Consider the following 12,306-nt stretch of genomic DNA (forward strand, 5'->3'; position numbering starts at 1 on the left):
TTTCACAGATATTGTCACCGACGCTGTAGCTATTACCGTCATCGATACGGCGCAGGCGAATGAGGTGTTTGGTAAACTCGGCTTTGCCTTCAATCCGACTGCGCGATTGCTTTGCTCCGACCGGCACGAAGCCCTCTTTGGTCAGCGCACGCAGGATTTCGATTGTCGGGATTGGCTGAAAGCGGTGTGAGCGGCTTTCATGGGCAGTGAGGGCAAAAATAGACGGTGCAGTTTTAAACATTTCGTCCTCACGCATCGCGCGGGCATTGTCGAAACGGGCTGTATCAGTGCAGATAGTCATAGGCTTTCTCCGCTTTTAAGTTCTGTCCCCTAAAGGGGTCAGCAGCATTGCGCTGCTGTACCTCTTGCCTCGTGGCGAACAGCGGGTGTGCAAGCGGAGGGGTGGTTTCGCGGGGAACCAGCTGCAGAGAGCAAAGCGAGCGAAGCTGGGCGGAAACCAATCCGAAGCGCGCTGAGGGCGGATGCCCTAAGCTTTTGAAATCCGTGTGAAGCAGGGGAAAACGGAACGCAAGCGCGAGTACCACTCGGGGAAGATTAAAAAGCCCCGGCACGTCTCACAACATTCCGGGGCTGCGCAACTGGATGCGACCAAACTTCCTAGCGTTGCGCACAGCGACATTAGTCAAAGCCGACAAGTCTCAAAAGATGAATATCTTATTGTCTTTTTGCCTGCCGTCAGACGCTTCAAATGCCCATCAACCTCGTCAACCCTTTCGACCCTTTCGACCCTTTCGACCCTTTCGACCCTTTCGACCCTTTCGACCCTTTCGACCCTTTCGACCCGATCAGGACGGTTCTGTGCTGTTCTACAAGCATTCAATGTTCACCGCAGCCCTTATTCGGCATGTGATTTGCCATGTCGATCATAAAAGCGGTCGTACACATCCCCCGCTGATACACAGCGGAGTTTGCAGAAAGGTACCCAAGTTTAGAGGACGTTGGTGATTAAAACCTATGTGCCGAGTCCGCAAGCCAATGCAATACCAACAAACTGTAAATTTGGCAGACGGTCGACCCAGTCTATTGCTTCTTGCGGCCTAGCAGACTTGTCGCCGCCTGTTTTCCATCAATGAGAAGCGTTTGTAATTTTCCAGATTTGTGGAAACCATTCTTCCCCATCACATTTCCTCCCCTCTCCCCCTCAGTCTCTTTCAGTTACAATTTTTACCACCGGGACAAAAACTGTTCATCCTTAACTTTCGATTATCTGTCCAAAATTCTGCGAACAACTGGCCCTAAGGCTGTTGGCTCCGTCGCAAGAATTTCAGCTGGTTAAAAGCAGCCTTATATTAGCGACGGAGCCAGGCCGACTGCACCCAAACGAAAAATTGCGACAGAGCCAAATAGCTGGTAGCTCGCTTCCACGCTGTAGAGGACGAATTCGGATCGAATGTTGCGGCCTTGGTGTAGGACGCATCGAGAGGCCCGTTGGTCTGCGGTCATCGGCTCAATCTTAAGAAGCAATCTGGACAAACCGGACAATCTGCACTATCTTGGCTGGAGTGAACAAGGAAGACGAAGATGGTTGCTGCCACACGGAAATCGCAGATCGGCGCAGGGCTTGAAGTCAATCCGGCTGCAGTCGCTGATGTTCTCAAGGTTCTTGCCCGACACAATCCCGGCCTTTCGAAGCCGGCGCTTGTCGCGACGGGAAAGGTCATGGCTGTGGTCTCCGCAGTGGCAGCCCGTCTATCTGTCGAGCAGCAGCGTCGAATTGCCGCCGACGATGTCGAACTGGCTCATATCGTCGAGGCGGCCGTCGCAGAACTGGCCGCGAAGCCTGGACATGCGCTCGAGAAGGTTCCGGTCGAAAAGCCTGTCGAAGTGAGCCGAGGTGCTGGCCTCGGGCAATCGGTGGACATCGAGGAAGGGCGCCGCAGGATCGCCGAGTTTGCGACGCCGACCCGCATCGAAGACTGGGCGGGGCCGGTCGCCGGACCAGGGGACATCGAGAAGACGTTTGGCACAAAGCGATCAACCTTGCACGACTGGCACAAGCGCGGGGCTGTTATCGGCTTGCTCAAGGGCGAGCGAAAGCATGTCTTTCCTCTGGCTCAATTTGTGGATGGCCGGCCTGTCGAGGGCATGCCCCAAATCACCAAAATCATCCGCAATCCTCGGGTGGCCTGGCAATGGCTGATCCAATCGAAGCCAAGCATTGGCGGAACACCGCTCGAAAACCTCAAGAAGGGCAATCTCGACGTGGTTCTGGATGCAGCCGAGCGTGATTTTGGCTGAGCCCTATCGTGAAACTTGATCTCCAAACGGTTCAGGAGCTCGCGCTCAAATTTCGACCAGAATCCTATGTCCGCGTTATCCCCGTAGCGCACATGTCGACGCCGCTTGGCATGGGGTTCGGCCAGTCGCGGTTCTCAAGTCCGAACCAATTGTTCCGTCTACTTTATGCTGCGTATGATCTTGCGACCGCAATCGCAGAGGCGATCGTGCGCGATCGCTTCGAGGGGATGCCCGACCGTGTAATTGATGAGAGTGAAATCGAAGAGTGGGCAATCACCGAGGTGACAGCCACGGCCCCTCTTATCCTTCTCGACCTACGAACGACCGGTCTCCTGAGGCTCGGCATTAGCACTGACGCTGCCCGTGCTAAGGAGCATCGCGAAGGTCAGAGTTTAAGCGAAGCAGTCTATAGCTCCTATGCAGTCGATGGGCTGCTCTATTCCTCGCGCCTTACGTCCGCGGATTGCGTCGCGGTCTATGATCGAGCCGTCGGCGGAAAACTTGTCACCTCTCCTGCTGTCGAGTTGGTTAGGCAAGCCGACCTGATATCCGCCCTGCGGTCAATTGGCGTATCGATCCGAACTGGGCGGTAAGGTGCACGAGAATGAGATTTCTCTTGCGGCCGTCAAAAAGGCCATGAAGAGCGAGAAGCACGCTTATGAAGTTATATTAGCGCCGCAAAATCGATAACGTTCGCACGCAGTCACAAGCGAAGCGTGCTTCTATGAAGTTTAATGAATTGGGCGTGACGAATATAGCCGTAAAGGTGGTTCCAGCATGACCAAATCCCCACGAAAACGCTATCGGCTTGCCTAGCCTGTAAATTGGGATCGAGGACTGACCCGCTATTTCTTTGAGAGTTGATTTTGCCATCGGGACGAAACCGGTCATCCTTAACTTTCGATTATCTGTCCAGGATTCTGTGAACAACCGGCCCTAAGGCGGTTTCAGTTCACGGGAATGAATCAATCCGCCCTGATTGATTCAAAAGTCTCATTAGACGCAGAGGATGTTTTCAACGACGTTGATTAAATGATCGAACGGGAACTAGAGCTTTACGTTGAACACAATGACCCAAATCGAACCATGGCGCGCTTTTACGCCATGCATATCTCCTATTCTCTGTTCGGAGAGCCATGCCTTTTTCGCCAATGGGGAAGGATCGGCACGTCTGGACAGAATAAACTTGAACACTTCGAACACGAGGCCGACGCGATCAGAACGTTCCTGGATGTTGTCAAGAAAAAGCAAGCCCGCGGCTACACGCCGAGAAACGGTGAAAGCTGCAATGTTGTGAAAGCCTTTTAGCCGCTATTGATCCGCGCTCATGCGCCAGCGCCTTCATCCGCTCGCGAAGGTCATGGTCATCGCTGCGCCTGGTTTCGTAACGGATCGTCATCCGGCAAACGCCCATGGCTTTACACGCCCGCCGTTCGCTCATCTGATGGTGATCCATCAGATGAGCGACAGCTTTCCGCCTTGCTGCGGGCGTCACCACTAATGAGATGGTCCGCCTCGTCCTCCTGCAGCATAATGAGGCGGCCAAACCGAAGGAGGTTGCTATGCCACAACGCAATATGCCGCGTTCAGCGGCTGTCTACGGAATTGATATTGGTAAGAACATCTTCCACGTCGTCGGTCTCGGAAGCGACGGCGTGCCAATTCAGAAGGTTCGTTTCCGACGCGACACGCTGCTGCAATTCTTTGAGCGAGCAGCACCGGCGATCGTGGGGATGGAATCCTGCGCTGGCTCTCAGTGGATCGCCAGGAAGATACATGCGCTCGGACATAAGGTGCGCTTAATCCCCGCACAGTTTGTGAAGCCCTACGTAAAATCGAACAAAACCGACATCATCGATGCGGAGGCGATCGCAGAAGCAGATACGCGACCAACAATGCGGTTTGCTGCACTCAAGAGCGAAGAACAAGCCGATCTTCAGGCTTTGCACAGGGTGCGACACCAGATGATCGGAACGCGAACGCGCCTAATAAATCAGATGCGAGCCTTCTGCCTGGAACACGGAATTGCCCTGCGCCAGCGCGCGGGTCTGTTCAAGCTCGACCTGCCACAAGTTCTCGAAGACCAATCCAAACGACCTTACGTCAGCGATGAGGAAGCTGCTTGCAGATTTGTTTGCCGATCTGCGCCAATTGGAGCAACGTATTAGTGACGTCACACGCGAGATCGAAGCCATAGCTAGTCGAGAGGATGTGGCTCGACGGCTCATGACGATCCCTGGCATCGGAGCATTGGGAGCGACTGCACTTCTTGCAGCGATTGGCAGTGGACGGCAATTCCAAAAAGCACGCGATTTGGCGGCGTGGCTCGGCCTCGTGCCGCGGGAATACTCGACCGGCGGAAAGCAAAGGCTTCTCGGCATCAGCAAGCGAGGGAAACGCTACGTGCGCAAACTGCTCGTACACGGCGCACGATCATGCTTTCGACATCTCGACCGAACAAAGATCGGCTGGGGAACTGGCTGGATGGCCTCCAAGCCCGAATGCACCCAAACAAAGCTGTCGTTGCACTTGCCGCCAAAATTGCCCGGATTGTCTGGGTCATCCTGACTAAGCCTGGAGCGCTTTACGAACGCAGAGACCCTGCCTTCACCTAACGCTTCTGGCTCGATTGCAAGGCTCGGGAATAGTGATGACGAAACAGTGGATCAACATGCCGTAAGTCCTGTGCAAAAAAGCGGGCTTCGTGCCCGAACCATTTATTGGGAACGGCGTGTGCGGATCTCATCATGGCCTGGCTGCAACCGCAGCCCACTCGCGAGAGGCCGGATACATTTATGCAACTGGAATCGTCATTTGCGATATCGCGAACCCTTGCACGGACGAGGCGGACCATACATTCTTTCTCAAAAGGTCTTTCAAAGCCGCGTTGTCGAGCATCGCATCTGCCAGGAGCCGTTTCAGCTTCCTGTTTTCGTCTTCCAGCGTCTTCAACCGCTTGGCGTCAGACACCTCCATGCCGCCGAATGGCGCTTCCGTTCTTATCGTTTTGACGGTTCTATCGAGAGTTACAAACAGAGATAAATGCTTACGAATTATCTCATCAACCTTCCTGCTGATCAACGATCCGAATTCCGGCGTCGGAAAGATCGTTGATCGCTTTGCTGGCGACAGTTTGCGGCGCACGTGACAGCCCCACCAAAGCTCTGGCAATTGTTTTGTCGAGAATTGCCGGGCAGGAACATGGGTTAGACCAATTCATCGATAGTGACTTTGAGTGCTTCGGCAAGCTTCTTCAAAGCATCGAGCGAGCCTTCGCGAGCACCACTTTCAATCTGCGAGAGATAAGGGGCGCTCATACCGGCAGCATCGGCGAGCGCCTTCCCCGTCATGCCGCGATATTCACGCCAGACCTTGATCTTGTTCTCGCCATCAAGAAGACGGTCAACTATATCGGAAGGGATCAATTCATCTTCGCCGGAAGCAATGCGCGCTTCTATCCGCCGGATATCTTCGATATCTTCTTTGTCTTCAAGAGCCTCAATCAGCCTGTCAAGTTCGGCCTTTGGAAGGAGAGCGAGTTCTTCTCCCTTCGGGGTTTTGATAATCTGAATATTCATTATATTTCTCCTAGTCGTAGACCCCTCCACGTGAGGCAATCTTTTCAACGGCAATCACTTCGCCAGTTTCCTTAAATATTATCCTCCAATCACCAATTCGCATGCGCCTAAATACTTTCATGGTGCCTGCCATAACAATCACATTGTTTCCTAAGCTTGCAGGGTCTTCAGCATACTGGTTAAGCTTGGACCGGATCAGCCTTGACGTGTTGGCTGGCATCTTTGATAAGGCCTGGATTGCTTCGCGGGTGTAGGTGATCTGCTTCATAAGTCATTATTAGCACTATGCTAATTATAGCGCAACAGTATTATTATCTATCAGCTAATATCTATCTTGCGGAGGCGTCGCTGCGTCTTGCATGTGCGGTCCTGATGAATGTACGAATAAAAAAAGCCCCACCGAAGCGGGGCCTTTACTATTTCTGAAACCAAGCGATCAGTTTCACAGTGTTTTCGTAGAGCGACACAACCCCGATAAGGATCGCCAGCACGCCCAAAATCACCCATCTCATAAAGCGGCCAATGGTGCGCATTGATCTGATCAGATCCAGCCCGTGTTTCATCAAGTCAATGTCTTCCTCGCGAAGCTGAGAGAGAAACTCGCGGGTTTCTTCAGTAATTCGATCAGCTTGCCAGCAGTGGTAGCTTCCAGTTCCATTGGCATCACCTTACCCTCGGCTGTTGTCCGCGGCTGAGAGGTCTGGTCCGGCTGCTGTTGCTTGTTGCCTTCAGCATCCTTCGGCGTCAGGTCGATATTGGCCTGAATGTCGAAACCTTCATATTTCTTAGATCCTGAGAAATCCTCATGGGTGAGCGTACCGGTAACGGGCGGATAAGATTTTGTTACGACACGGTTCTCAACTATTCACCTTTGATACCACCGGAACATCATAATCTATAACATCAATGATGTCGTTTGACGTCATTACAATAAAATGCCTCAGATTTTCTTGTTCAATCCCGCACTTCTCCGCATGTAACCACTTTAGATATTTTGAATTGACGCATTCGACTATAAGGAAACCTATCAGTGAAAGGGACGCAATTTCTGAAACAAACCCAATCCGGTCACCTTCATCAGTATTCCTGTATGAAACAACTCCACCATCCCAATACAAATTATAAAAATCTCCTTCATAATCCCGTACACTAATTGATAAGCCATCTACCCCATCGACAATAGTTTCACACTCGAAGCGCCCCTTCACTAATATTTCTTCAATTGGTAAAAATTTTTCCCTATATGCCATAACGAACCTTAGTTTTCTTCTTCCCATTTTGAATTTCAAGAGTTGGACGACCATCGGTGCTTTGGGGTCGAACAATAACGGTACTCCCATCTCCTAATGTTCCCACTTTAACGCCATTCGGATAATTTTTCACGTCCGACGGATTGAGATCATTAAAGCCCTTCTCCGCTTCGGGCATTCCACCCGGTTTTTCCCATTGTGACGTCCGCCCCTTAGTTTCTTTTCCCGGTGAAGCTCCGGGAACTGGCGGAGAATTATTCGACGAAGCGCTAATAACCACGCTCGGAACACCTGCATTAGTGAGCACATATCCCATGTCTTTCAGCTGGCTCGGCGTCATCGGCAGCGTGCCAATTGTACCACTTGTCAAGCGGACGGCACCGCCATCGCCATAATACTCAATGTCAAGTGATGCAGTAGTTCCATCGGGATAAGTAACCAGTATTGTGGCACCTTGGATATCCCCATGCTTAGCTTTGAGAACGACGCTGGTGCCATCATCTGCTTTAAATTGCTTGTTGATATCACCGCCCGTTTCGGTCGTGGATGCCAGAAGAAATACACCAGCGAGCCCTGCGATTGTAGCTCCGGTTACACTAATCACTCCCCGTACGACACCGGTCAACCGGTCATAGTCAGCCAGACAGGTTCCCGCCTGCGTAGGTGAGAAATACTTGATCTGCCCATTTACCGGTATTGCACAACCCGTCTGTGCGTGTGCCGAGGGTCCAATCCAGCTAAAGATACTGAAATCGACAGCACCATGTTGCTGGGCACATTGCGCCAAGGCAGCTCGAACATTCGGATCATCAAGAAACGGAAACATCTCTTTGGAAAGAGCAGCCTGTTCCGGTGTCCTCTTGCCATCCTTGACCATCTGATCAAGGGCATTACTGAAAGTTTCGGCCAACGTCTGACCTGCTTCCAACGCCGCTTTTACCGAAGTATCCGACAGATAATATTCGATCTCGACGTGTTTATCCTTGGTGATCTCATACGCCTTGTCGGGATCACGGTTGAGAGCGGCGAGGTCTTCGGTCTGGCCGCTCGCTTCCAGTTCAGCCTGCTTGTCCTTGTCACGAATAATGATCTCACCCGGTCCGACGGTGGCACGCACTTCCTGACGCGTGTCGTCAAGCTGATACGTTCCCTCGGCAGTTGTTTTTGGCTCTACCGTCTTTTCAGGCTACTGTTGTTTATTACCGTCCGCATCCTTCGGTGTCAGGTCGATATTGGCCTGAATGTCGAAGCCTTCATATTTCTTAGATCCTGAGAAATCCTCATGGGTCAGCGTGCCGGTATCAAGCTTCAGATCTCCGCTTTTCGAGACGATCTTGCCCGGACCGAAAGGTTATCATCCGTCCGTTAGAGACAAAAATACTTCTCTAAGCTCTTTCAATTTATCATCTCGCATTAACACTTCACTATCTGATAGAATTTCGTCCCCCATACCAAGTGCCGTCCCCGATATAGTTTCTATCTCCATGGCAATATTATCAAGAACCGAGTACGGCTCCTCTAAAATGGATACTAAGCGACGAATATCTATTGCTCGATTTAGTGTTTGCAGGCTCGATTTACCCCATTCGCCTCCAATTTTCTTATCCAACAGTGCTATTTGAAATTGACGGTCCATCATTTCCTCGGTGCTGTTATAACGGTCACGACATGACCTTGATCATTTGTTACAATTCGAACACCATTTTGCGGACTGTAATAAATCTTCGTATTGGGTCGATTACCGGGGCCGATATAGTTCGTTGGCGAAATTGTATCCTCAATAACACTAGGTGTTAACCCGCGATTTTGCATCTGATCCAACGCATGTCCGGAATATGAACGACTTCCTATGGTGGAGGCCTTGTTGCGCGATGGTTGAAATTCGGGCTGGACAAGTGGGTTGCCACGATTTCCCGATGCTCCAATCCCTCCCATTGTGGTTGCGGCCATGATACCCATGACATCAAGGCCTGCATCGTTGAGTTTATTGATCTTCTCCGAAAATGAGAGGGACGGATTATTCCAGATAGCGCTCAATTCTGCAGACTTGGCGATCCCGGATTCGGTTCCTGCAAACACCCCCTGATTATAGAATTCGCTATATTGGCCCCGTTGCCCATTATCCAGATCATCGACAACCAAACGAAGCAGTTCATTCACGTGCCAAGTAAGCAGATCGGCTGGGATAGCACCTGAGCCGAATGCAAAGCCCGCCTCCTGAATAACCTTTGCGCGCTCATCAAAGCTCAATGTGTTTAAATACGCCTTGATGGCATCCTGACATTGCTCGTAAGTCGAAATACCCAGTTCGATTTTTGAACCATCAGCTTTGATAATGAAGCAACTGGTGTCGTACGCGTATGCAGATGAACCGACCCATCCTAACGGATTGGATCTGTTGAAGCCTTGGCGCTGTCCGCCGCAACCGCCAAAGCTGCCGCCGTTATTAATCGCGTCCAGTCCTTCGCGAATGTTTGCACGCTCTTCAGGTGTCAGGTTTTTCCCAAGCAGATAGCGATCCACGAAGCCGCCCGGCTCCATCGCCTTACCAATACTGGATGCGACAGCGTTCAGTGACGTATCTGACAGATAATATTCGATCTCGACGTGCTTATCCTTGGTGATCTCGTAGGCCTTGTCGGGATCGCGGTTGAGAGCGGCGAGTTCTTCGGTCTGACCCGATGCTTCAAGCTCTGCCTGTTTGTCCTTGTCTCGAATAATGATCTCGCCCGGTCCGACCGTTGCGCGCACTTCCTGACGCGTGTCGTCAAGCTGATACGTTCCCTCGGCAGTTGTTTTTGGCTGTGACGTCTGAACCGGCTGTTGCTGCTTGTTGCCGTCCGCATCCTTCGGTGTCAGGTCGATATTGGCCTGAATGTCGAAGCCTTCATATTTCTTAGAGCCGGACAAATCCTCATGGGTCAGCGTACCCGTGTCGAGTGTCAGATCACCGCTTTCTGAGATGATCTTGCCTGCACCAAGATGCGTATTGCCTTCGACGTACACATCCATCTCGCTCTTGGAAACGAGGCCGGACTGTTCGCCGATCCAGTTGGTTTCACCTGATCCTGTGCCATAGCCCGGCGAAACACCCGTGACCTTTGGCATTCCTCCGGTCAATGAACCGCTGACGCCAAACGAAGTCGACTTGTTCGAGCTTTCACCGGTGTCACCGAGATGATGTTGAGATCACGCCCGACATTCGCGGTGATAGTCTCACCTTCGACGACAGCACCCTTCAGATTGGTGTCACGTCCGGATTCAATATTGATGTTACCTGAGCCGGTGACGTGGGTGTTAACCTGCGTCGTGCCTTCGCTGTTCGACTTGCCTGAACCGACATGGGCACTCCCGTTGACGCCAAAACCCACTCCGTTCAATGACACTCCGGCTGACACACCGACACTTGCACCAGCAGACTTGCTGGACGAGGATGAACTGTTGGTTGCCTGCGCACTTTCGAGATTGATATCGTTGCCGGCTTTCAGGCTGATATCGCCGGCACCACCAGAAAGCAGACCATTTTCGTCATAGCCCGCAACAATCTGTGCGCCATGACTGTTGATGTCGCCAGATTTGGCTTCAATGGAAACGCTGTTGCCGCCGCGAATACCTGTCACAACCGGTATCGAGCTTTCGGCATTTTCCTTCGATTTCGAATATTCGAAGCCTACCCCGATGGAGGCTGAGGCAATATTGCCATAGTTGCCGTTGGCATCTGGCATCACCATAGATGAGAGATTGTTGATCGCATCATAGGCTTTCAGGCCAGCAAAGCCTGCATTGGCTGCGGAATACCCGTCAGACACATTGGCAACCTTGCCAGCTGCATCAGCAATGCTTTTGGCCGAACTGACAAGACCGGTGGAAACCGTCGCGGTTATGCCCGCAAATAGCTCCTCGTGCATATGCTCGTAATTGGTCTTGTCCTGAGCTGCGAGAAGATTGACATCACGCTCCGCGGTAATGGCAATATCATTTTCGGCTTCAACAAGTGCGGCTTGAAGGTTCGCATCGCGGCCCGCATTGATGATGACGTTCTTGCCAGCTTGTAGACTGGAGACAGCATTGGTCTCAGCACCCTGCTTCGTTTCGTCTTTCGACGACCCAAATCCGATACCGATGGAAGCGCTGCCTTCGCTGGACTTCACCTGAACGCCGAAGCCTGAGCGCTTTTCCTTATCTTCCGACGCATAGCTTTCCGCACCGGGAAGGATATTGACGTCACGCGCGGCATCGAGCGCGATGTCGTTTCCGGCTCCGACCTTCGAGCCTACAATATTAACATCACTCTCGCGGGCTTTGATCGAAACATCATTTCCCGCAGAAAGCTCAGAACCGACATTTGCGACAATGTTCTCGCTGCTGCTTTTCTCTTCCTTGCCCCAGATCGAATAAAAGCCGTCGCCAGAACCGGCACCAAGTCCGGATTTCTTGGATGAAGACGAGGCATCGTGGCGTTCCTGCGCACCGATGATCGAGATACTGTCACCTTCGATGGCGATATCGTCGCCGGCAGTGACCTTGGAACCTGCAATGACGACATTATCGCCAGCATTGAGGTTCACATTGCCAGAAGCACCAAGCTCGGATGCAACAGTCGTTTCATCGTAAGTATGGCTCTTGTCACTCTTCTTCGACAAAAGGCCTGATTTTGATTTGGATGCATCTGTTTCAACGGTGTCTTGGCCGGATGCGATAATCAGATCGCCACCGGCATCGATATTGAGATCAGCCTTGTTATCTGCTGTTCCTGCCTGAATGTTCGAGGCAGAGATCGTTGTATCGTTGCCGGAGCTGATATCGACGCCGTCACCGCCACTGATCGATGATCCAACAGCGGTCTCGGTATCCGTACGGCTATGGCTTTCCTTTTTGCTGAAGACGCCCTTTGAACTCGTATCAAGCTGAGAATAGCCGGTATCGCGGGCTTCAGCGATCGTGACATTGTCGGTTGCGCTGAGATCGACCTTGCCCTTGGCATCTATTTTCGAGCCAATAATGTTGAGATCATGGGAATTGTCTGCATCCGCCTTGTCGCCGGCTGCAACACTGACCGAGCCGCCAGAACTGATTTCCGAGCCAATATGAGTTTCGGAGCCCTGCTTGACTTCCGAGCCGATTGTTTCGGTGCGCTGTTGGGCAACCGTGATGTTGATATCGTCCCTGGCTTCGAGGCTGACGTCACCGCCGGCCTTCACCTTTGAACCTGATATCAG

The 12,306-nt window shown here is 52.0% G+C and carries 13 protein-coding genes and 3 pseudogenes; 4 read left to right on the forward strand and 12 right to left on the reverse strand.

Annotation, left to right across the window (positions count from 1 at the left end):
• On the reverse strand, positions 1-301 hold a 301-nt coding region (locus tag QSJ70_RS27030), incomplete at its 3' end, for a DUF932 domain-containing protein (RefSeq protein ID WP_285541273.1).
• 1,241 nt (positions 302-1,542) lie between these two features.
• Between QSJ70_RS27030 and QSJ70_RS27035 the strand changes: the two genes are divergently transcribed.
• From QSJ70_RS27035 to QSJ70_RS27045, 3 genes are all read left to right on the forward strand, one after another.
• Positions 1,543-2,259: an antitoxin Xre/MbcA/ParS-like domain-containing protein gene (locus tag QSJ70_RS27035; RefSeq protein WP_215780769.1), complete on the forward strand. Its 717-nt coding sequence runs from the start codon at positions 1,543-1,545 to the stop codon at positions 2,257-2,259.
• An 8-nt stretch (positions 2,260-2,267) separates the two neighbouring features.
• Positions 2,268-2,852, forward strand: coding sequence for an RES family NAD+ phosphorylase (locus tag QSJ70_RS27040; protein WP_285541275.1), 585 nt, complete (start codon positions 2,268-2,270; stop codon positions 2,850-2,852).
• 439 nt (positions 2,853-3,291) lie between these two features.
• On the forward strand, positions 3,292-3,567 hold the full coding sequence (locus QSJ70_RS27045) for a WGR domain-containing protein (protein WP_285541277.1): 276 nt from the start codon (positions 3,292-3,294) through the stop codon (positions 3,565-3,567).
• Here the strand turns inward: QSJ70_RS27045 and QSJ70_RS27050 are convergent.
• Positions 3,557-3,757 (reverse strand): annotated as a pseudogene (locus tag QSJ70_RS27050) (IS3 family transposase); the annotation flags it as partial. The gene QSJ70_RS27045 and the pseudogene QSJ70_RS27050 sit on opposite strands and share 11 nt — an antisense overlap.
• A gap of 79 nt (positions 3,758-3,836) precedes the next feature.
• On the opposite strand from QSJ70_RS27050, the pseudogene QSJ70_RS27055 reads away from it, so the two are divergent.
• Positions 3,837-4,874, forward strand: a pseudogene (locus QSJ70_RS27055) (IS110 family RNA-guided transposase).
• A 238-nt stretch (positions 4,875-5,112) separates the two neighbouring features.
• Here QSJ70_RS27055 and QSJ70_RS27060 read toward each other — a convergent pair.
• From QSJ70_RS27060 to QSJ70_RS27105, 10 genes and pseudogenes are all read right to left on the reverse strand, one after another.
• Positions 5,113-5,367 (reverse strand): annotated as a pseudogene (locus QSJ70_RS27060) (hypothetical protein); the annotation flags it as partial.
• Entirely contained in the window at positions 5,321-5,479 is a 159-nt protein-coding gene (locus QSJ70_RS27065; protein ID WP_285541295.1) for a hypothetical protein, read from the reverse strand. The pseudogene QSJ70_RS27060 and the gene QSJ70_RS27065, both read right to left, overlap by 47 nt.
• Positions 5,466-5,837, reverse strand: coding sequence for a helix-turn-helix domain-containing protein (locus QSJ70_RS27070; RefSeq protein WP_215780775.1), 372 nt, complete (start codon positions 5,835-5,837; stop codon positions 5,466-5,468). The genes QSJ70_RS27065 and QSJ70_RS27070 overlap by 14 nt, the downstream gene beginning before the upstream one ends.
• A 10-nt stretch (positions 5,838-5,847) precedes the next feature.
• Positions 5,848-6,105, reverse strand: a complete 258-nt coding sequence (locus tag QSJ70_RS27075; protein WP_285541280.1) for a type II toxin-antitoxin system RelE family toxin — start codon at positions 6,103-6,105, stop codon at positions 5,848-5,850.
• Between the two features lie 148 nt (positions 6,106-6,253).
• The gene (locus tag QSJ70_RS27080) at positions 6,254-6,400 is read right to left on the reverse strand and encodes a hypothetical protein (protein ID WP_285541283.1); all 147 of its coding nucleotides are present in this window, start codon (positions 6,398-6,400) and stop codon (positions 6,254-6,256) included.
• A 294-nt stretch (positions 6,401-6,694) separates the two neighbouring features.
• On the reverse strand, positions 6,695-7,114 hold the full coding sequence (locus tag QSJ70_RS27085; RefSeq protein ID WP_285541285.1) for a hypothetical protein: 420 nt from the start codon (positions 7,112-7,114) through the stop codon (positions 6,695-6,697).
• Positions 7,077-8,204 (reverse strand): hypothetical protein, encoded by a 1,128-nt coding sequence (locus QSJ70_RS27090; protein WP_285541287.1) that lies wholly within the window; start codon positions 8,202-8,204, stop codon positions 7,077-7,079. The genes QSJ70_RS27085 and QSJ70_RS27090 overlap by 38 nt, the downstream gene beginning before the upstream one ends.
• A 237-nt stretch (positions 8,205-8,441) precedes the next feature.
• On the reverse strand, positions 8,442-8,726 hold the full coding sequence (locus QSJ70_RS27095; RefSeq protein WP_285541289.1) for a hypothetical protein: 285 nt from the start codon (positions 8,724-8,726) through the stop codon (positions 8,442-8,444).
• Positions 8,723-10,195 (reverse strand): DUF4258 domain-containing protein, encoded by a 1,473-nt coding sequence (locus tag QSJ70_RS27100; protein WP_285541291.1) that lies wholly within the window; start codon positions 10,193-10,195, stop codon positions 8,723-8,725. Before QSJ70_RS27100 ends, QSJ70_RS27095 begins: the two co-directional genes overlap by 4 nt.
• An 8-nt stretch (positions 10,196-10,203) precedes the next feature.
• The coding region (locus QSJ70_RS27105) for a hemagglutinin repeat-containing protein (RefSeq protein ID WP_285541293.1) at positions 10,204-12,306 on the reverse strand (2,103 nt) is incomplete at its 5' end.

Origin of the sequence: Brucella sp. NBRC 12950 (assembly GCF_030268145.1) — a bacterium.
GTDB lineage: Bacteria > Pseudomonadota > Alphaproteobacteria > Rhizobiales > Rhizobiaceae > Brucella.